General features: G+C 66.5%; 17 protein-coding genes and 1 tRNA gene. 3 read left to right on the top strand and 15 right to left on the bottom strand.

Annotation, left to right across the window (positions count from 1 at the left end; all coding sequences use genetic code 11):
• Positions 1–46 precede the first annotated feature (46 nt).
• A complete protein-coding gene (locus ACWDOP_RS32115) occupies positions 47–376 on the top strand; it encodes a plasmid stabilization protein (RefSeq protein ID WP_456348049.1) in 330 nt (109 codons plus the stop codon).
• A 39-nt stretch (positions 377–415) separates the two neighbouring features.
• Here the strand turns inward: ACWDOP_RS32115 and ACWDOP_RS32110 are convergent, their stop codons facing one another.
• The 4 genes from ACWDOP_RS32110 to ACWDOP_RS32095 form a co-directional block, all read right to left on the bottom strand.
• Positions 416–1,849: a lipase family protein gene (locus ACWDOP_RS32110; protein WP_456348048.1), complete on the bottom strand. Its 1,434-nt coding sequence runs from the start codon at positions 1,847–1,849 to the stop codon at positions 416–418.
• Positions 1,850–2,069: 220 nt separating this feature from the next.
• Positions 2,070–2,591, bottom strand: a complete 522-nt coding sequence (locus ACWDOP_RS32105; RefSeq protein WP_454202610.1) for a hypothetical protein — start codon at positions 2,589–2,591, stop codon at positions 2,070–2,072.
• Positions 2,592–2,750: 159 nt separating this feature from the next.
• Positions 2,751–3,170, bottom strand: coding sequence for a hypothetical protein (locus tag ACWDOP_RS32100; RefSeq protein WP_456348047.1), 420 nt, complete (start codon positions 3,168–3,170; stop codon positions 2,751–2,753).
• A 157-nt stretch (positions 3,171–3,327) separates the two neighbouring features.
• Positions 3,328–4,434 (bottom strand): NADH:flavin oxidoreductase, encoded by a 1,107-nt coding sequence (locus ACWDOP_RS32095; RefSeq protein ID WP_456348046.1) that lies wholly within the window; start codon positions 4,432–4,434, stop codon positions 3,328–3,330.
• A gap of 247 nt (positions 4,435–4,681) precedes the next feature.
• Here ACWDOP_RS32095 and ACWDOP_RS32090 point away from each other — a divergent pair, with 247 nt between their 5' ends.
• Positions 4,682–5,656 carry an enoyl-CoA hydratase/isomerase family protein gene (locus tag ACWDOP_RS32090; protein ID WP_456348045.1) on the top strand — a complete coding sequence of 325 codons (975 nt, stop codon included), beginning with the start codon at positions 4,682–4,684 and terminating at the stop codon, positions 5,654–5,656.
• Positions 5,653–6,579, top strand: a complete 927-nt coding sequence (locus tag ACWDOP_RS32085) for a 3-hydroxyacyl-CoA dehydrogenase NAD-binding domain-containing protein (RefSeq protein ID WP_456348044.1) — start codon at positions 5,653–5,655, stop codon at positions 6,577–6,579. The genes ACWDOP_RS32090 and ACWDOP_RS32085 overlap by 4 nt, the downstream gene beginning before the upstream one ends.
• A 56-nt stretch (positions 6,580–6,635) precedes the next feature.
• On the opposite strand, the gene ACWDOP_RS32080 is transcribed toward ACWDOP_RS32085, so the two are convergent.
• The 11 genes from ACWDOP_RS32080 to eno all read right to left on the bottom strand — a co-directional run bounded on the left by ACWDOP_RS32080 (position 6,636) and on the right by eno (position 19,735).
• Positions 6,636–7,496 carry an SDR family NAD(P)-dependent oxidoreductase gene (locus tag ACWDOP_RS32080; RefSeq protein WP_456348043.1) on the bottom strand — a complete coding sequence of 287 codons (861 nt, stop codon included), beginning with the start codon at positions 7,494–7,496 and terminating at the stop codon, positions 6,636–6,638.
• 173 nt (positions 7,497–7,669) lie between these two features.
• Positions 7,670–8,392 carry a histidine phosphatase family protein gene (locus ACWDOP_RS32075; RefSeq protein ID WP_454202602.1) on the bottom strand — a complete coding sequence of 241 codons (723 nt, stop codon included), beginning with the start codon at positions 8,390–8,392 and terminating at the stop codon, positions 7,670–7,672.
• Positions 8,393–9,528: 1,136 nt separating this feature from the next.
• A complete protein-coding gene (locus ACWDOP_RS32070) occupies positions 9,529–10,242 on the bottom strand; it encodes a hypothetical protein (protein ID WP_456348042.1) in 714 nt (237 codons plus the stop codon).
• Positions 10,232–13,504, bottom strand: coding sequence for a hypothetical protein (locus ACWDOP_RS32065; RefSeq protein ID WP_456348041.1), 3,273 nt, complete (start codon positions 13,502–13,504; stop codon positions 10,232–10,234). Before ACWDOP_RS32065 ends, ACWDOP_RS32070 begins: the two co-directional genes overlap by 11 nt.
• Positions 13,505–13,923: 419 nt before the next feature.
• Entirely contained in the window at positions 13,924–14,238 is a 315-nt protein-coding gene (locus ACWDOP_RS32060; RefSeq protein WP_456348040.1) for an arabinosyltransferase C-terminal domain-containing protein, read from the bottom strand.
• A gap of 40 nt (positions 14,239–14,278) precedes the next feature.
• A tRNA-Leu gene (locus ACWDOP_RS32055) sits at positions 14,279–14,352 on the bottom strand.
• A 170-nt stretch (positions 14,353–14,522) separates the two neighbouring features.
• Positions 14,523–15,989, bottom strand: a complete 1,467-nt coding sequence (locus ACWDOP_RS32050) for a peptide MFS transporter (RefSeq protein WP_456348039.1) — start codon at positions 15,987–15,989, stop codon at positions 14,523–14,525.
• Between the two features lie 279 nt (positions 15,990–16,268).
• Entirely contained in the window at positions 16,269–17,228 is a 960-nt protein-coding gene (locus ACWDOP_RS32045) for a Ppx/GppA phosphatase family protein (protein ID WP_454202598.1), read from the bottom strand.
• Between the two features lie 5 nt (positions 17,229–17,233).
• Positions 17,234–17,806, bottom strand: a complete 573-nt coding sequence (locus ACWDOP_RS32040; RefSeq protein WP_454202597.1) for a DUF501 domain-containing protein — start codon at positions 17,804–17,806, stop codon at positions 17,234–17,236.
• A complete protein-coding gene (locus ACWDOP_RS32035) occupies positions 17,803–18,411 on the bottom strand; it encodes an FtsB family cell division protein (RefSeq protein ID WP_454202596.1) in 609 nt (202 codons plus the stop codon). The genes ACWDOP_RS32040 and ACWDOP_RS32035 overlap by 4 nt, the downstream gene beginning before the upstream one ends.
• Positions 18,412–18,448: 37 nt before the next feature.
• Complete coding sequence (eno, locus tag ACWDOP_RS32030; RefSeq protein WP_454202595.1) at positions 18,449–19,735, bottom strand: phosphopyruvate hydratase; 1,287 nt, start codon at positions 19,733–19,735, stop codon at positions 18,449–18,451.
• Positions 19,736–19,877: the final 142 nt, after the last annotated feature.

The raw sequence follows: 19,877 nt of genomic DNA, 5'->3' as shown, positions 1-19,877 counted from the left end.
GCGGAACCCACGCGTGGGCGAGCCGATGCGATGCGGGAGGTTCGAGATGCCGAAGGAATGGACCGACAAGCAGGAACGCCAGTACGAGCACATTCGTGATTCCGCCGAGGATCGCGGGACGAGCGAGAAGCGCGCGAAGGAGATCGCCGCGCGCACGGTCAACAAGAACCGGGCCCGGGCCGGGCAGACGAAGACGGCCAGCCGGACCTCGCTCGAGGGAAAGTCGCCGCAGCAGCGCGGCGGTCAGCGGTCCGGGACGCGCGGCCCCAAGGGGCTGACCAGGGACCAGCTGTACAACGAGGCCAAGCAGCGCAACATCAAGGGGCGCTCGACGATGACCAAGGCGCAGCTGTCCAAGGCGCTCGGCAAGGGCTGACCCGCGTCGGTCGGGACGCGGATCAGCCCTGTCACCCGATCAGCGAGCACCGATGGGCTGTCCCAGGAACGCGGCGAGTTCGCCGCCGATGATCGACACCCATTCGCCCCACGTTTCGGGGTCCAGGGCCATCGAGCCGACATCCGTCAGCTGACAACCCCCGGCGGTGGGCTTGCCGGCGAACCGGTCGCGCATCCACATCATGGCGCTGGGCAGGGCGATCGCCTCCAGGCTGAGGTGTTCGCTGGCGTGGTCGCGGGTGTAGGTGATGTTCGCGTCCGGATCCTGGCAGTAGGTGCCGTAGAGGGTGTTCACCGGTCCGACGGGGACCAGCCAGTCCATGTTCGCCTGGTACAGGAACACCGGCATGTCGGGCACCGACCTACCCATGCGGGTGCGGTCGAGCACCGCCTGCGCGGCGGGGGCCAGCAGCGGATCGCCCGGGGTGGTGAACAGCCCCTTGAGATTCATGAACGGAAGCGAGGCCGCCTGGTAGGCCACGCACAACCTATCCTTCGCGCCGAGCAGGAACTGGCCGAGCGGATTGGTGTTCTCACGCAGGAAGGCCGCGAATTCCGGTTCCTCGTGCGCCAATCCGATGACGCCCGCCAGCACCAGGCCCGAGGCCGCGTTGTTGTTGGCCAGATCCACGAGCGCGCCGAGGTCGGCGTCGGTGCCGCCGGAGGTCGCGCCGACGATATTCAGTTCCGGTGCATAGGTTTTGCGTAGTTCCGCGGCCCACATGGTGGGAACCGAGCCGCCGGAGTAGCCCATCATGCCGACCTGGGTCGCCGTGCCGTCCAAGCCGAGCGGGCCGAAGTTCTCGGCGGCCCGGATGCCGTCCAGGGCGATGCGCCCGGCCAGCGGGCCGTGGGCGAAGGCCGCGTTGGGGCCCTGATGGTCGGGAACCACCACCGCCCAGCCCTGCTGGAGCGCGACCTGGACCTCCAGGAAGGCGATGGAGGCGACGGCCTGGCCGGTGACGAAGCCCGGGACCGCCCACTGCTGGATCGCGTAGGAGGAGGCGCAGTACTGACCCGTCGAGTCCTCGGCCATGTGGTAGGACAGCAGGTTTCGCGTTCCGCGCGGTACCTCGCCGCGCGGCTTCAGCAGGGTCGCGACCGCGCCGATGGGCTGGTCGCGGCTGTCGTTGGAGCGGTACGAGACCTGCCAGGCGTCGACGTTGAGCGGGAGCACGTTGTAGGTCGCCACGTTGACCTGGCGGGCGGAGAGGATCTCACCGGGGGCCGCGGCCGCGAGCACGTCGGCGGGCGGGCGGTAGAAGGGGTCGAACTCCGGAATCACCGGGGTGCTCAGGAAGGGCGGGGCAGGCTGTACGACGCCGTCGTACGGCGCGGCGCCGGCGGGCGGGGCCGCCGTCGTCACCGTCGCCGCGAGCAGCAGGAGAACGAGCGCCGGCCACCCCCGCGATCTCGTTGCGTTCCCCCGCGGTCGCCTGTTCCATGCGGCCATATCGCGTACACCCCAGCATCATTGTTGGACACGAGCATCTAAGATGTGGGGCACATTACCCAGCGGGCCGGATGGTGCACAAGTCACAGACGGTCGTGGCCGGGAATGTGACTGTCGCGCATGAAAAATGGGGTGCCCCATACGGGACACCCCATTTCGGGTTACCTTGATTCGGCGATCGGGCGGCTCGGCGTTCAACCGAGCCCGTCCGCCGCGCGGGTCAGAACGCGGGCACGTCGCTGGTGCTGGCGTTGCCGCCGACCGACGGCTTCAGCGTGATCTCCCAGTCGGAGTCGGCGTCGAAGGAGTCGTCGAACTTCTGGAAGTCCTGGTCGCGCGTGAAGCCGAGTGCGGCCTGGTCCCAGTCGGTTCCGGTCTTCAGGTACACGTAGTAGGTACCGGCGATGCCCGAGAGGGTGGCCTTGGAGTTGCCCTGCACGTAGATCGTGGCCTGCGGCGAGGACGGGCTCCCGGTCGTCACCACGATGGCGTAGTCCTTGCTGTTGCCGTTGTCGATCTCCAGCGTGCCCGACCCGTTGAGCCCGGCCTGCTGCACGATCTCCCCGTTCCCCGCGCGCCGGTTCTGCAGCGGCGCGGCCGGCGCCGTGGACTTCGCGGAGGTCGAGGTGGCGCCCGCCTTGGTGGTGGTCGACTTGGCCGACGTCGTGTCCGACCCGTTGCACCCCGCCACCAGCACCGCGACGACCGCGACGGCACCGACGAGCCAGCTTCTCTTGGACACTGTCTTCCCCACCTTCGAACTCGCAGCGCCGGACCGGCGCTCACGCTCACTTCTCACGCGCAAATAGCTACCACAGCTTCCCGACAAGTCCGGGAATCCGCAAGTCATTTGAAACAGGCCGGTTCGCCCGTTCCGCCGCTGGTGGGCGCCCGCGCCGAATCAGTAGGCGAGGCAGGCGGAGCCGAGGTTGACACCGGTGCCGATGTCGACCGGCTGGCGGATCTGGGCGGTCGCGCCGGGCTGGAAGGCGTAGATGTAGGTGGGCTTCGTGGAGGTGGGGGTCCAGGTCACCTTCGCCTGGCCGTCGACGGGCTGGGCATCGGCGAAACCGCTGGGGCCCTGGCCTTCTTCGTAGAAGTAGACGCGCTTGGTGTTGTCGTCGACGGTCGCGGTGACGGTGTAGGAGCAGCCGGTGCCCTGGCTGTGGAGACCGAGGGTGAGGCCGGGGGCGATCGCGATACCGGTCACCGTGGCGGCGGCGGTCGGCGCGGTCAGCACGCTCGCGACGGCGGCGACGCCGAGGGCCGCCGCACCCGCGGCGATGCGAACTCCATGGAACGACTTGCTGTTTCGCGTCATGGCTGGTGAATCTCCTCCGGTCTGGGTCCGGAACGATCTGTGCCGGAAACCGATTCGAATATCGGTTCCGAACCTAGGACGCGAGCCGGGACGGCACCATCGGGCACATGCCCTATTCCCGGATGCCGGGTCGCACCGGCATCCGGGACAGCGGGGCTCAGCGGAAGGGCACGATGTCGGCGAGGCGGCCGTCGCGAACCTTGTTGACCCACTCGGGATCCGCGAGCAGGGCGCGGCCGACGGCCACGAGATCGAACTCGCCGCGGGCGAACTGGTCGCGCAGGACCGCGAAGCGCTGGGCCTGGGTCTCGTCGATGCCGTCGCCCAGGAAGACCTTGTCCACGCCGACCGAGCCGACGGTGATGACGGGCAGGCCGGTCACCTTCTTGGTCCAGCCCGCGAGGCTGACATCCTCGGCGTGCGTGGTGAATTCGGGCACCCAGTGGCGGCGGACCGAGGCGTGGAAGACGTCCACGCCCGCGGTGACCAGCGGGGTGAGGAGTTCTTCGAGCTCGCTGGGGGTTTCGGCGATGCGGGCGGTGTAATCGTCGCCCTTCCACTGGGAGAAGCGGTAGATGATGGGGAAGGCGGGACCGACGGCCTCGCGTACCGCGGCGACCACGCGAGCCGGGAACGCCGCGCGCTCCCGCAGCGATCCGCCGTACTCGTCGGTGCGGAGATTGGTTGTCGACCAGAAGAATTGGTCGAGCAGGTAGCCGTGCGCGCCGTGCAGTTCGATGCCGTCGAACCCGAGCTGCTGCGCCAGCAGCGCCGACTCCACGTAGGACTCGATCAGCACATCCAGGTCGTCGTGCGTCAGCGCCCGGCCGACGGGCTTGCCACTGGCCTTGATTCCCGACGGGCTCACCGTCGGAACCTCCGGCTCGAACTTCGGGCTCCCGCCGCGCGAGGCCCCCATGTGCCACAGCTGCGGCACGATCGCCGAGCCCTGCGCGTGTACCGCCTCGACGACCTCGCGCCACCCCGCGGCGCTCTCCTCCCCGTAGAACCGCGGCACCGCGAGATCGGGCCCGGCGGCCGGCCCCCGGACATACGTCCCCTCGGTGATGATCAGCCCGACCCCACCGGCCGCGTGGTCCCGGTAGTACCCGACATTCTCCGCGTTCGGCACCCCGCCCGGCGACTTGCTCCGGGTCATGGGCGCCATGGCGAACCGGTTCCGCAACCGCAGCCCACCCAGCTGAACCTCCCCGAACAGCTCGTCCAGCGCGATCGAGAGTTCCCCGGCCGATTCCTGTGACATACGCAAAACTTCCTTCCAACTCGCCACCGCGGCGTCGAGTTCCCGAACGCCGGCATCGTCCCGAGCATTCCCGGAGTCGGCCGCCCCGTCACCCGTCCGGCGCGCGACGACTCGAACTCGGGAGGTGAAGACGCGCGAACATCGGTGTCCCGCCTCGCGCAATCAATGTGACCAACGTTTTAGCCACTCATGTCTAACAATGTGGAACCATGGGGCGCAGTCGTGACCGCCGACCCAGGAGTTTCCCGTGAGCAACGCGTGTGGGCTCGCCCTCACCACCCTTGAGCTGACGCAGCACGGCCGTGTGCTGATCGCCGCGGTCACCGCGCCGCCCTACAACTTCATGACCGCCCAGATGCAGTCGGATCTCGCCGCGCTCGCCGAGGCCGTGGCGGTCGACGACGGTGTGGGGGCGGTCGTGATCACCGGTGGGGTGGCGGGGCGCTACATCACGCACTTCGATATCGCCGACATCCTGGAGGCCGCGCAGGACGCCGGGGACTCGATCTCCCCCGGCGTGCTCGAGGGGCTCATGCGGGGGCTCGACGCCGCCGCGGCGGTGCCAGGCGCGCACCGGATGCTCGAGCGGACACCGCTGGCGGGGCTGATGCATGTCTCGCGGCTGCGGAACCTCGCGCTGGCGATCATGCGCTCACCGGCGGTGTGGATCGCGGCGATCGGCGGTCCGTGCGGGGGCGGCGGGCTCGAGCTGTCGGCCTACTTCGACGTTCGCATCGCGGCGGACTCCGGCGACGTGCGATTCCTGTTGCCCGAGTTGCTGATCGGGCTCACCACGACCGTCGGCGGCCAGCGGCTGGCCCAGCTGATCGGACCGGCCCGCGCCCTGGAAATGCTGCTCGAGGGCCGGGCCTACAGCGCGCGGGAGGCACTGGACATGGGCCTGGTGGCCGAGCTGGTCGCGCCCGGCGAACTACTGGACCGCGCACTGGAATTGGGCGAGCGCTACGCCCGGCGCAACCGGGCCAACGTCGCAGCGCAGAAGCGAATCATCAACGAGGACTTCGCATCGTCCCCGGCCGCCGGGCTGCGCCACGAGGCCGCCGTCAACGCGGCCGGGGTGCTGGACGGCCCCGCGCGCGCCGCCCTGCGGGAGTGGGTTCGCATGCAGGAGAACGGCGGCGGCGACTCGGTCTTCCTCACCGACCTCGAACCGTGGACGCGCGGCGAGGTCGTCGATCTCAACCCCGGGAGCACCTCGTGAACATCACCGTCATCGGCGCGGGCGTCATCGGCATCTCCTGGACCGCGCTGTTCGCGGCGCACGGGCACGAGGTGACGGTGCACGACACCGCGCCCGATGTGGACGAGCGGGTCCGGGACGGTCTCGCTCGGCTGATCCCGACGCTGCGGATGCTCGGACTCGACACCTCGGGCCTGCCCGAGCGCGTGCGGTGCGAGAGCGATCTCGCCGCCGCGGTGCGCGCGGCCGACGTCATCCAGGAGAACGGCCCCGAACGCCGCGATTTCAAGGTCCGGCTGTGGCGCGATGTCGAAAAGCACGCGCGGGCAGAGGTATTGATGCTGTCCTCGAGTTCGGGAACGACGGCCACCGAACAGGCCGCCGGGATGCGGGACCCGAGCCGGCTGCTCATCGGCCACCCGTTCAATCCGCCGCATCTGATTCCACTGGTCGAGGTCGTGCCGGGCGAGAAGACGTCGGAAGACGCGGTGCGCGAGGCGATCGACTTCTACGCCTCCCTCGGCAAGACGCCGATCCGGTTGCGTAGGGAGATCCCCGGGTTCGTCGCCAATCGCATCCAGGCCGCGGTGTTCCGGGAGTCCGTCGCCCTGGTTCGCGCCGGGGTCGTGACGGTGTCCGAACTCGACGACATCGTGACCAATTCCCTGGGCCCGCGCTGGGCCACCGCCGGACCGTTCCGGTCCTTCCACCTGGGCGGCGGCCCGCGCGGATTCCGCGGTTTCCTCGAGCATTTCGCGACCGGCATGCAGCTGCTGTGGCTGCACGCGGCCGTCCGACCCGTGCTGCTGACCCCGGGACTACGCCGGAAACTGCTCGCACAGATCGACGAGTCGTTCGGGTCGACTCCCTACGCAGAGGCGGAGAAGAACCGCGATCGGCAACAGGTGGCGGTTCTCGAAGCCCTTGCCGCGCAGCAGAACTGAATTCGAGGACGCACCTCACTCGGCCGATCACGTTGTGGCGCAGCAAGTCTGCACCCTCAGCGCGCGTCCAGCCCACCCACCCGACGCCAGAACCCCGACATCCCCGACAGTTCCAGCAGTTTGTCGACCAGCACCGGAACGGACCACTGCAACCCCGCCAGCGGCGCGTTGGGACTGGAGGACACCGCGACCTCCGCCCGCCCACGCTCGACCGCGTCCAGCACGGCGTCCGCGCAACGCTCCGGGGTGGTGGTGGGCGCCAGGCGCGGGAGCCGCGCCCCGGACTCGTCCAGCGCGCGTTGCGCCTGCCCGGCGCCGCTGACGATGGCGGGCAGCACCAGCGAGAAGCCGACCGGCGACTGCGCGTACTCCCGGCGCAGCGCGTGAATCATCGCTATCGCACCGGATTTGGCCGCACAGTAGGGCACCTTCGCCGGGAAGGGGATCTTGCCGTTGAGGCTGGACACGACCACGATGTGCCCGCGGCCGCGCTCCAGCATGCCCGGCAGCACGGAATGGATCAGTAGCATGGGCGCGCGCAGATGCATCGACAGTTGCCGGTCGAGATCGTCGAACGACGAGGTGTGGAACTGCGCGTTGAACTCCACACCGGCGGTGGCGACCAGGATGTCGATGGGCCCGGCCTCGGCTTCGGCGCGGGTGATCAGTTCTCGAACCGCGTTGTCGTCGAGCACATCACAGCCCAGGACGGTGATCGACCGCCCGGGTCCGGCGAGTTCGGACCGCAACTCGGCGAGCGCGTCGACGTCCCGATCCGCGAGCACCAGGCGCGCACCGAGCTCGGCGAACCGCGCCGCGACCCGCCGCCCGATCGCCCCACCCGCGCCGACGATCAGCACCCGGGCGTCGCGCACTCTCGCGATGCCGATGTTGCTCGTAACGGAACCGATCTTCATGCCTTTGCCCCAACCACCGACGGAACCTGGAGCCCGCCACGTTAATTGACACCAGCTGGTTTCACAATAGGCCCGATCGCACGGAAGAGCCCGAACCGCAGCGGGATCCGCACACGACAGCGCCCCGGCGCCATCGATCGTGTCGATGACATCCGGGGCGCGGCGCGATGGAATCAGCTCAGGTCGGGGTGGCCGACCCACTCGGTGATGGTCCAGCCCTTCTGCGGGTTGCCCTTGAGGACGACGCGGCCGCCGTTGCGGATCGGGTCGGTGCCGAGCTTGCCCTTGTCGGCGTTGTCGGCGTTCATCATCGCCCAGAACATGATGGTGCCACCGTGCGAGAAGATCACCGGGTTGGCACAGCCGCGGCGCTGCACATCGAGCAGGCCCTGGTCGACGCGCTCGTCGAACTCCTTGCCGTCGATGGAGCCCGGAATTCGCGCGCTCAGGTCACCCGAGAGCCACTTGATCGGCGCCTGCAGGTACCCGGACAGCGAGTCGGCCTCCGGCGTGCCCTCGTACTGGCCCGCCTCGATCTCGCGGAAGCCGGGCTGCACGTTGAGGCTCAGCTTCTGGTCGGCGATGGTCGGTCCCGCGGTCTGCTGGGTGCGCACCATGTTGGACGCGAAGGCGCAGTCGTAGTCGTTGCCGGCCAGCTGGACCGCGACCTTGTCGGCCTGCGTCCGGCCGAGCGCGGTCAGGTCGGGCCCGGGCACCTTGGTGTCGATCAGACCGGAGGCGTTACCGGCGGACTGGGTGTGGCGGACCAGGGTGATGGTCATGTCGCCGGCGCCGACGCCGCCGAAGCTGCCCGTGCCGCTCCCGGAGCTGCCCAGGTCGAGGTCGGCGGACGCCGCGCCGGCGGTGAGGGTTGTGGCCACGACCGCGGTCGCCATCATCGCAATGGATAAGCGAATAGATCGGATTCGCATCTGTGGGAATGCCTTTCATCGTGGGGAACGCCACTTCGGGTATGTCGAAAAAGCCGACATCCGGGGTGTCGCGTCTCACAAAAACAGCAATTCACCCAAATCGACTATGAGGTATCCCAGTGATCGGGATCGTTCCCACACGAACCGCGCCCGGGCGATACCCGCGCCGGCGCGGGCCCCAGCGACAAACCCGCAACCACGCAAAGGGTACCCCCTGTGCGACACGTACAGCATGGACACCAATCCGGCCGACTTGGTCCACAGGTACGACCGGGGGTATCGCACTGATTGCGGTAACGATGCGAACGAATTTCGGCACCTGGCCGGCGGGAAGCTGGATGATTATGATCGCACGCGCATCGTGGAGATGGACTGTGAGCTGGAGAACTTCGAAGAACCGCTGGAGCAGTCGCTCAGGTGCCGCAGCGAGATTGAGGTCGTCCGAAACACCTTGGTAAGCAGATCATCTGGATCGCCGTCCCGAGCCTGAGACAAGACCGACTGCTACTTTCGGGCCAGCTCGTCGAGGGTCCACCGGTGACGCTCGCGGTCAGTCTAGCGTTGCCGAGCTGCACGATCGCCTATTCCCACAAGTTCTGCAGCGATAGCCTCGTGGCGGCCGGACCCAAATACGCGGGTAGCCAGGAACTCCGACACCGCGTCCAGTGAAGAGTCTTCGCGGAAGTAGACAATCTTCGGGCGATCGACGATCTCATCGATCCGCCCTCGGTTATTGCCGAGTGGCCAGCCCTGGCAATAGATATCCCCGCGCCGTGGTGTTCCTCGCATCCGCCGCGAACAAGGGCATCATCCATGGTGAGTATGGCCTTATGGAAGGTGCGCATCGATCTTTGTGTGAATTCGAGGCTGAGGATGCAATGTGCCATGCCCTACAAGGGATCTCGGGTACGAGCCGAGAACAGTTTATCGTGCGTCGTAGGGCATCTCAACCATCGGAATCCAATCCGGCAGTCGCCGAAGGTCGCCATACCCCCAATCTTGCCGGTCGGGGTCGCCCGGCCCACAGCGGCCTATGACTCGGGGTGAGGGCAACCCGTGGAGGTCGCCCTCACCGCCTGTCACCTACCCGGTCGAACGGTTCACCGGAAAGCCCATCCGGCCGCCAGCAACTCGCTGACGCCACTCTCGACGAATCCGTAGCCCGCCCCGTCCGGCATCCAGATATTCCAAAAAATATACACGCCAACGGTGACCCTACCCGGAGTTCTGATCAACTGAATCTCGATCGGCGCATTGAGTGTGTTCGCCATAGGACCTGCAATCCAGACGGATTCGTCCCTGTGAATCACGGGGTGCTCGGCGGTCGAGCTCCGGTAGTGAACAGGTATGGTTCGAATATCCGAAGGGAAACATCCGTCAGGCGTTCTGGCCATCGAATATCTGATCCAGATCTCATCCCATCCCGGACGCAGGAGGGGGTTCTCTGCGCGATCCTCATCCAGTGACCGGACAAACCATTCATGAACCGAGTCATAGCTCAATTCGTCGACTTGTTCGAAAACATTTCCCGCCGAAACGAAATCGGTGCGCATCCCTTCGGGCGGAGACGCCGCGCGGATCGTGCGTTGCGACGAAGTCGGGAAAGTCTCGTCGATCGGTATATCGAACTCATTCATCCAGTACAGAGTCGAGAGGTCTACGGAGAGCGGAATACAGAACCCGGACATGAATCGAAAAACGTCCTGCAGCGTCGCCCGATCGAAGTCGACGTCGGATTCGAATTCCTGCGCATATCGCTCGAGATGAAAACTGCAACCAGGTGAGTCGAAGATTTCTGCGCGCCTATTTTCCATATTTCGTGACGATCCATACATTATTGATTCGATTGAATTCGGCGATCAGGGCGTGTGTACGCTCATCGATGATCGAGATCCTGTCGAGGTTCTCAATCTTTTTCGGAGCGCCGTCCACAGCGCCTTCGGCGGAAGCTCCGCGGGCCCCGCCATGACTCTTCGGTTCAGGTCCGGTTTCGCCGTTGAGCCGGTCCTTGAAGTCGTCGAAAATGTTTGTTGTCCTGCTCGGCCTCCCATCAGAGAGGAGTCCACCGTCCGATCTTTTTTGTACAATGTCACCGTTGGCCTTGCGTTCGAGATTCAGACCCCTGGCGGGAAAAATTCCTGTTTCAATTCTTGCAAATATGCTCAGATGCGGGGACATGATCGGCTTTGTCGACCTTGAGGGGTCCGCGACCTTCGCGGTCGCGTTATTGAGGTGGAGTGCGAAACTCGAGGCAGCCTGTACCGGGGTGCTCAAGGTCTTGACCTCGACAGTTCGCAACCATGTCCCGTCGCTTAGGTGTATCCCGAAATCGAACTCTGTGGGCATCAGCTCTCCTTCTTTCAGTTTCGCTTTGGCAGTCGCTTTGGCATCGAGATCGACCTGTGCACGAAGTGCAGGGTCTTGTTCGAGCTGTCGGCGCGCCTCGAAAAGCTCGTTGAGCATATCGCGAGCGCGCTGGCCGCTTCGTGTCATGCGATCCTTTGCCCATCCTGTCAGTCCGGTAACTCGACTGACAGTTGGCCCCAGTGCTCGATGCCCTTCGAGAATGTTGTCGGTGAGACTTCTGCCGCTGCCTCTACCTGGAGCCGGGATATTCTTGGCGGCGAACGCAAAGTTTCCGGAGATCCACCTCTTGACCCCATCCAGTCCGCTGTCCAGCCTTCCCGGTCCCGACTGTGAGGGCTTGTGCATCTTTCCGTTCATCCAGCCATCCGGAACGCCTTCGGCAGCCGTACGCCACTGAGAATTCCGTTGTATCACCCTGTCGAGCCATTCGATCTTGGCGTCGATAGCCGTTCGAATCGGTGAAGGCTTCGTGCTCGGTGAACCTTGCCTCGGCTGCCATGCCCCGCGATCGCGCTCTGCCGTACCGGCGGCGGGTGAGCGGGATTTTGTACGAGTGCTTCCGGTCGGCAAAACACCGCGGTCGCGTTCGGACCTGCCTACCGTTTCGGGTTTGCCCTCAGTGGGGCGTGATTCGAGATTCGGACGTTGGATGCGGACGGTACTGCCGGTGTTGCGTACCGCGTCGGCGGAGCTCATGGCGCGTCCAGTGCCCTGCGCTCCCCGGCTGATATTGCCGGTGCCCTTGGTTACGCGTCCCACGGACCCGACGCCCTTGGTGGGGGCGAGGAGGAGGGCGCCGCCGACCGATGCCTGGCCCAGTGTTTCGGCCAGATTGTGTGAGGCTCCTTCCCAATCGACTCCGATCAGGAATTTCGAGTGCGCGTTGAGCATGGCGCCCATGTCACGGCGGATGTCGACCCAGGCGGCGCCAAATCCTTGATTGCCGACGAGTACCCCGGTCAGCTCTCGTGCCACGGTGATGGCTGAGGTCCAGGCGGTGGTGTGGAGATCGGCGAACCCCTTGACAAGGCCCCAGGCCGCGTCTCCTCCGGATATGAGCCGGTATTTCTCATCGATCCCGACGAGGTCGAGACCTGTGTTGATCTGGTCGTTGGCTCCCAACAGCGCGGTGATGCCCGTCACCGCACCCCAGACCGCTTTCAGCTGGCCCTCTCTGAACGCTCGATCGTATTCGTCGACGCGCTCCAGGAAGCTGCGCGTATCCGGTCGAGGCCTGTGGGACAACATATTGCCGTTGAGGTCGAACTTTGCAATCTCACCGTCGCTGAAGACCAGTTGGTAGTCTTTGGCGCCGTGGAGAATTCGGCCTTCACGCCCGGTCTTCTGGTCGTAGAAGGTGTACTCGAGTCCGGTCGGTCCGGGCTTGATGGTCGTGACGAAACCGTTCTCACGAGTCCATCCCGACAACAGCGAACCGTCGGCTCCGTAGGCCCGGTGCCCGATCAAGTTGCCCTCGGCATCGAGGGTGTTCTTGCCGCCCTCGAATTCGACTGTCTGCTTGCCGGTGAGCGGATCTCGGGAGATCACCACCTCCTTGCCGTTGCCGTCGAGGAAACGCTCCGCGGGTCGGCCGTTGCGCAGCACCCAGCCGCGACCGCTGCTGTCGATCACCGCGGCGAATGTGCTGTTGACTCCGCCCTTGCCGTCGGGCCTCGCCTGGCTCCATATCTCGTTGCCGTAGAGATCGCGATGGATGTTGTCGTACAGGCCGTATCGGTTCTGGATGCCGCGGTCAGTGCCAATGCGAACACCGTTCGCATCGAACGAGGGAGTATCGACCACGCGGTAGTCGGGTGATGCGCCGAATTCCCAGTCGGGTGCGCCGAAGGTCGAGGTACCCGGGTTGAAGTGCTGCCCGTACATCGCTTCATCGGGACCGGTCTTCTCGCCATAGAAGCTGTGGCCGGAGGTGTGCGTGTTCCACCGTCGCCAGCCAGACGCGACAGCGACGACACGGGAGTATGTAGTTCCGCCTTTACCGTCGGGTATCTCTTGATCGACGGTCTGATTCCCGTTCCCGAGCGGAATTCGGTTGACGACGATGGTGCCGTTCGGGAGTTGAGTCAGCCACTCGTCACCCGGGAGCCTGCCGGTCGTATCCGGCAATCCGAATGGGTCCGCACCGGGTAGAACCGCAGGCGGCGGAGTCCAGACCGGCGGAACCGACGGGTCAACAACAGGATTCGGATCTTTGGTGATGACTGGATTCTGTCCTCCACTGTTGGGCTGTTGTGGCACGGTCCTCGGCGGATTCGGATCTACACCGGGGAGATGCTGTTTGGCCGGCCGATGTTCCTCGTCATGCTGTTCTTCGGGCACCACGACCGGCGGAGCGGGAGGCGCTTCCGGAGCCTTGTTCGGCGGCGGCATCGTGGTTGCGGGCTCGGGCGTCGTCGCCTGCGGGGCCGGTTTCGGCGGTGTGGTGGTGATGGGATCGCCGACAGGCGATGCCTTTACCGGATTGTCTGGCGAACCTAGTACCAGATTCTGGGCGTTGTGAATTCGAGTCAGTCTGAACGCGGCGTCGGCGCCTGAGCGAACGGATATGTTGTGAGTGGTTCCGCTGGTCACGGTCACTCCGGAGAGGTTCTCCTGCGCTATACCGTTGGCGGTCATGCGATTCCACTGCACCGATCGGGATCTCACCCATGCGGGCGGCGCGCCCGTATCGAAAGTGGTCACCGGCATGGCTGCTCCTTGCGGATGTCGTGAGCAGAATTTCCGTGCGGGTGCACGTATCCGATGAGTTGTGTGCAGGACATCGAGTTCGGTCCTTCCGAGTCGGTCGTCACGAATTCCGAGAACGGCCGGGTACGAACCCGCGATGCACCGCCGCCCGGGGTTTCTGGGGCCAACGCACTGGGCGAGTGCCGCGTCGGCGGAGATGCGCTTCAACGACTGAACCCCTGATCCAGGTGTGGATCAGGGGTTCAGGTCCGCAGAACGGAGATGTGAGCGAGGTTCGAGCCGGGTACCGGCGCGTGGTTGCTCCCGCGAATTCAGGGAGAGGGCGCAACTATGGCGCTGATAGCAGCGTTACCTAAGCGAGGACCAAAGTCAACACCGGTCACGAGAACGGCCGCCCGCGAGAACGCGGGCGGCCGTTGTTATTCGGGCCTCGAGGGGCAGTGCGGACGCGCATCCGGCCGGGAGACCACAGGCCGGAACGGGTGACCGTCCGCTTTGCGCTTGCCGTATTCGACCAGTAGATCCCAACCGTAGGTCATGCGACCGCTGTCGTCGAAGCACATGATGCGCCCGGCCGCCGAAATGACGATCAGCGGTGCTTCGCCGGAGGGCGCCGGCAGCTGATACCCGCTGAAATACAGTTCGGCGTGCTGCTGCACGCCGTCCTGCGACGAGTCGGGACACCCGTCGTTAACTCCGCAGCCAAAACGAACAGCGACCGAGTCCGTCGGCACTTCGGTTGCCCCGGCGACATACCGGCAACCACGCAATGGGTGCCCCCGGTCGGGCTCGAACCGACACTGTGCGGATTTTAAGTCCGCTGCCTCTGCCAATTGGGCTACGGGGGCGTCTGGGTCAGAGTACCGAGCCGTACGGTCTGGCTGGAAGGAGGCTGACCGGGGATTCTGGGGCGAAAAACGGGGTGGGCGCGCGACGGCCGCGGGGAGGGCTCCCCGGGAGTTGGGGGTGGGGGCGGGTTTTCGGTGGTGGGAGGGCTTTTTCGGGAGGGCGGGGCGGGTTAGTGGACGCCTTCCATGTGTGCGCTGATTCGAGGGGCCACGAACCAGACGACCACGCCGACGGCCACGGCCACCAGACCGGTGAGTCCGAAATAGGCGAACTCGTGGGAGGGGTCGTAGAACTTGGACAGCGAACCGGACATCGAGGTGCCGATGCCCACCGAGAAGAAGTAGAGGGCCATCATCTGGGCGCGGAAGGCGTTGGGGGCCAGTTTCGTGGTGACGGCCAGGCCGATCGGGGACAGCAGCAGCTCGGAGATCGCGAAGCCGCCCAGCACCACGAAGACGAACAGGATGGGGACCACCTTGCCCTCGGTGCCGGAGTAGAGGACGAAGAGCATGAACGCGATGCCCATGCCGATCACGCCGAGGGCGAACTTGCGCGGGGTACTCGGCGCGCGGTTGCCCAGGCGCGTCCACAGCAGCGCGAACAGCGGCGAGAGCGTGATGATCCACACCGGTTCCATCGAGCTGATCCAGCTCGGCGGCGCGTTCCAGCCGAAGACGTTCCAGTTGATGCGCTCGTCGGAGTAGACCGCGAGCACAGTGAAGATCTGCTGGAACAGCGACCAGAACACGGCATTGGCGATGAACAGCGGAATGAACGCCCGCACGCGCGTGCGCTCGATCGGCTCGACCTTGGGGCTGCGCAGCATGATGACGAAGTAGGTCAGCGCGGCCAGCGCGATCACGCCGGTGGTCACGTCGGGCAGGTTCGACAGCGTCAGCAGACCGGTCAGCGCGGCCACCGCGACCAGGATCCCCAGCACCGCGATGAACCCCACGACGCGCGGAATATCCTGGCGCGGCAGCGGATTGGGGATCTCGCGGCCGTGGTTGCCGAGGTTGCGCCGGAACACCACGTACTGGGTCAACCCCAGCGCCATACCGACCGCCGCCGCGCCGAAACCCCAGTGGAAGCCGATATTGCGCTGCAGCACACCGGTGATCAGCGGGCCGATGAACGCGCCGAGATTGATGCCGAGATAGAACAGCGTGAATCCGCCGTCCACGCGGGCGTCGTCCTTGGCGTAGAACGTGCCCAGCAGCGAGGACGCATTGGCTTTGAGCGCACCCGAACCCAGCGCGACGAGCACCAGGCCCACCCCGACGCCGGCGAGACCGGGCAGCAGGGCCAGGGCGATGTGCCCGGCCATCACCACCACGCCGCCGTAGAAGACCGTGCGCTCCATACCCAGCACGCGGTCCGCTATCCAGCCGCCGAGCACGGTGGAGAGATAGACGAGGCCGCCGTACGCGCCGACGATGCCGGTGGCGGTGGCCTTGGGCAGATCCAGGCCGCCCTCGGTGGTGGAGTAATAGAGGTAATAGCCGAGAATCGCGACCATGCCGTAGAACGAGAACCGTTCCCACAGCTCCACACCGAAGAGATTCGTGAGTCCGATGGGATGCCCGAACAGCGTCCGTTCGTCCGGCGCGACGTCCTCACGTGCTACTTCCGACATAATCCAGACCCTCCCATATCGGGCAATCTGACAGCAACCTCAGCTGTTGACGTATGTCTCGAGAATTCCCGCGTGCATACAGGTCGAATCAGAATCGGCAGCAGTCCTCAGTTTGCCAGTCCGGGCAAAAAATAGCTGCCGTTGTCCGATCGCGAGTTGTGGCGCACTCGCGCGGTGGTCCCGGACATGGGAAACGGGGCCGCGGCTGGTAGCCACGGCCCCGAAGAAGCCACTCGAACCGGCGCCGAGACCCGCCGCCGCGCCGCGCTCGATCGCCGATTACGCGATGGACAGCGCGATCCCGTCCAGGATGTCGTGTTCGCTGACGATCAACTCGTCGATCCCCGCCCGCCGCGCCAGCTCGTCGGCCAGTACCTCGGCGATGACCGCACCGCCGCCGATCACGTCCACCCGGCCCGGGTGCATGGGCCCGAGGGCGGCCCGCTCGTCATGGTTCATCTTGATCAGCCGGTCGCAGACCGCCCGCAGATCCGCGCCCGAGAGCCGGGTGAGATGCACCCGCTCCGAGTCGTATTCGGGCAGATCGAGCGCGACCGCGGCCAGCGTGGTCATGGTTCCGGCGACCCCGACCCAGGTGTGCGCCCGCTCGACCGGGACCACGCCGAACGCCTGGGCCAGCCGCTCGGAGGCGAAGAACCGTGCGGCGGCCACTTCCTCCGGCGTGGGCGGATTGCCGTGCAGCGCGCGCTCGGTGATGCGCACGCAGCCGATGTCGGCCGAATACGCGGACTGCACGCCGGAGCTGTCCCCCAGCACCACCTCGGTGGAACCGCCGCCCAGATCGACGACGACGAAAGGCCCCTGCGCACTGGACAATTCACCGACCGCGCCGGCGAAGGACAGCCGGGCCTCCTCGTCACCGGTGATGACCTCGGCCTGCGCGCCCGGCACGACCCGGCCGAGTTCGGCGGCGGTCATGGCGAAGAAGTCCTCGCGATTGCTCGCGTCGCGGGTGGCGGAGGTGGCCGTCATCCGGACCCGGGTCACCTTGTGCTCGATCATGAGATCGACGTAGTCGGCCAGCGCGACCCGGGTGCGCTCGATGGATTCGGGGGCCAGCGCGCCGGTCGCGTCCACGCCCTGTCCGAGCCGCACGATGCGCATCTCGCGATGCACGTCGGTCAGCCGCGGCGGCGCCTCGCCCTCGCGGACCGCGTCCGCGATCAGTAGTCGAATCGAGTTGGTGCCGCAGTCGATCGCGGCGATCCGCTCACTCATGCCAACTACTCCTCCGAGATCGAATCTTCCGGCGTGCCCCGATACTGCTCGGCCTGCGGCCAGTCTGCCGGAATCGCGCTGCCGCGCAACCCGTTCTCGGCCGCCAGCGCCACCGCCTCGTCGCCGAGCAGGTTCAGGCCCGGGCCCTTGGCCAGCGAATGCGCGATGAGCACGTGCAGGCATTTGACCCGATCGGGCATGCCACCGCCGGCGAAATCGGTGCCGAGATCCTCGATGGCGTTGCGCTCGGCCATGAAGCTGTCGTACGCGGCGCGGTAGGAGGCCGCCAATTCCGCGTCGCGGGTGAGCCTTTCGCTCATCTCCTTCATCAGACCGGTGGTCTCCAACCGGCTCGCCTCGGCGGTGAGCCGGGGGTCGGTCAGGTAGTACAGGGTCGGAAACGGCGTGCCGTCGGGCAGTTTCGGCTGCGTCTTCACCACGGCGGGCTGACCGTCGGGGGTGTGATAGGCGATGGCGAGCACGCCGCGCGGCTCACGTCCCAGCTGTTTGGCGACGATCTCGAGATCCCGCTCGCTGGGCGCTTCGTCCCCGGGGCGGCTGTTCTCGGATGCGGTCACCTGGGTTGTCCTTCCTCGACTGTGCTTGCTGCGGGCTGCGGCGCGGAAATGCTGCGCCACAGCTCGGTGTACCAGGGATCGGGTTCCCTGGTCTTGGTGGGCTGGGTGGGCACGGCGGGCTGTTCCATGCCCGGCACCTGCACGATGTAGGCGGTCTCGCCGGGCATGACCAGCCGCAGCCGGTCCTTGGCCTCACGCTTGATGTAGGCCGGATCCTGTTGTTCGGCACGACGATCGCGCAGGCGCGCGACATCGTCGATGAGTTGTTCGCGCTGGGCCGCGAGTTCGGCGGCCTCGGTGCGCTGGGTGAAGTAGGTCCGCAGCGGCACGGCCAGGGTGAGCGCGAGTCCGCACAGCACCGCGGCCAGCAGGACCGCGCGGCCGGTGGACAGACCGAGGATCTTGCGTTCGGGCCGCTGCTTCTTGGCCCGGGCGGTGCGCCGGCCGACCGCGGCCTTGGCCGCGCTCGCACCGCCGCGCCGGGTGCCGTCGCCCGACCCCGCGCGCGTGGTCTTGGCGCCGCCGGAGCGGGGTTTGGCCGAACGCGACGGGCGGCGGTCACCGCGTCCTGCCGGACTGGTGCCGCGCGCCCGTCGCTCCGTCATCTCACCCCTCGATACTCGGCGGTATTCGTTGGATCGATCAGCCTTCGAACGCGAAACGCGGGAAGGCGACATCGCCCGCGTAGCGCGCCGAGTCACCGAGGGCGTCCTCGATGCGCAGCAGCTGGTTGTACTTGGCGACGCGCTCGGAACGAGCCGGGGCGCCGGTCTTGATCTGGCCCGAGCCGACGGCGACGGCGAGATCGGCGATGGTGGTGTCCTCGGTCTCGCCGGACCGGTGGCTCATCATCGTCTTGTAGCCGTTGCGGTGCGCCAGGTCGACCGCGTCCAGGGTCTCGGTCAGGGTGCCGATCTGGTTGACCTTCACCAGCAGCGCGTTGGCCGCGCCCTTGGCGATGCCCTCTTCCAGGCGCTCGGGGTTGGTGACGAACAGGTCGTCGCCGACCAGCTGCACCTTGTCGCCGATGAGATCGGTGAGCGCGACCCAGCCGTCCCAGTCGTCCTCGTCCAGCGGATCCTCGATCGAGACGATCGGGTACTGGGTGATGAGCTCGCTGTAGAACTCGATCATCTGGGCGGCCGTGCGGACCTCGCCCTCGAACTTGTAACCCGAACCGGCGGTGTAGAACTCGGTGGCGGCGACGTCGAGCGCGAGCGCGACATCGGTGCCCAGCTTGTAGCCGGCCTTGTCGATGGCGGTGGAGATCAGGTCCAGCGCGGCGCGGGTGCCCGCGACGTCCGGGGCGAAGCCGCCCTCGTCGCCGAGACCGGTGGACAGCCCCTGGGACTTGAGCACCGACTTGAGCGAGTGGTAGATCTCGGTGCCCCAGCGCAGCGCTTCCTTGAAGGTCGGCGCGCCGATCGGGGCGATCATGAATTCCTGCACGTCCACGCCGGTGTCGGCGTGCGCGCCACCGTTGAGGATGTTCATCATGGGCACGGGCAGCACGTGGGCGTTCGGTCCGCCGATGTAGCGGAACAGCTCCAGGCCCGAGGACTCGGCGGCGGCGCGGGCCACCGCGAGCGAAACACCGAGCAGCGCATTGGCGCCCAGGCGCGACTTGTCCGGGGTGCCGTCCAGGTCCAGCAGGGCCTGATCGACGGTGCGCTGCTCGACGGCGTCCAGGCCGATGATGGCCGGCGCGATCTCGTCGAGGACGCCCTCGACGGCCTTGCGCACACCCTTGCCGTTGTAGCGGTCGCCACCGTCACGCAGCTCGACGGCCTCGTGTTCACCGGTGGACGCGCCGGACGGCACGGCCGCGCGGGTGAGGGTGCCGTCGTCGAGAGCGATCTCGACCTCGACGGTGGGGTTACCACGCGAATCCAGGATCTCGCGGGCTCCGACCTGTTCGATGATGGCCACGAAACGACACTCCTTCGGCTACTGACTCGGCAGGTCGCACGGAACAACCCGTGCAGGCCCCGAGCCTAACGTGCTCACGCGGGTGTGCCACATCCCCCCGTCGGCGCGTTCGTCACTCCGGCCCGCCGCGCGCGGCGCGAGC

The sequence above is a fragment of the Nocardia sp. NPDC003693 genome (genome assembly GCF_053981095.1).
This window is presented reverse-complemented; position numbering and strand designations above follow the sequence as displayed.

Bases quoted from the DNA above. Each gene is read 5' to 3' on its own strand.
- ACWDOP_RS32115 (WP_456348049.1), top strand. From the start codon at position 47: ATGCCGAAGGAATGGACCGACAAGCAGGAACGCCAGTACGAGCACATT.
- ACWDOP_RS32110 (WP_456348048.1), bottom strand. From the start codon at position 1,849: ATGGCCGCATGGAACAGGCGACCGCGGGGGAACGCAACGAGATCGCGG.
- ACWDOP_RS32100 (WP_456348047.1), bottom strand. From the start codon at position 3,170: ATGACGCGAAACAGCAAGTCGTTCCATGGAGTTCGCATCGCCGCGGGT.
- ACWDOP_RS32095 (WP_456348046.1), bottom strand. From the start codon at position 4,434: ATGTCACAGGAATCGGCCGGGGAACTCTCGATCGCGCTGGACGAGCTG.
- ACWDOP_RS32080 (WP_456348043.1), bottom strand. From the start codon at position 7,496: ATGAAGATCGGTTCCGTTACGAGCAACATCGGCATCGCGAGAGTGCGC.
- ACWDOP_RS32075 (WP_454202602.1), bottom strand. From the start codon at position 8,392: ATGGCGACCGCGGTCGTGGCCACAACCCTCACCGCCGGCGCGGCGTCC.
- ACWDOP_RS32070 (WP_456348042.1), bottom strand. From the start codon at position 10,242: ATGGAAAATAGGCGCGCAGAAATCTTCGACTCACCTGGTTGCAGTTTT.
- ACWDOP_RS32065 (WP_456348041.1), bottom strand. From the start codon at position 13,504: ATGCCGGTGACCACTTTCGATACGGGCGCGCCGCCCGCATGGGTGAGA.
- ACWDOP_RS32050 (WP_456348039.1), bottom strand. From the start codon at position 15,989: ATGTCGGAAGTAGCACGTGAGGACGTCGCGCCGGACGAACGGACGCTG.
- ACWDOP_RS32045 (WP_454202598.1), bottom strand. From the start codon at position 17,228: ATGAGTGAGCGGATCGCCGCGATCGACTGCGGCACCAACTCGATTCGA.
- ACWDOP_RS32035 (WP_454202596.1), bottom strand. From the start codon at position 18,411: ATGACGGAGCGACGGGCGCGCGGCACCAGTCCGGCAGGACGCGGTGAC.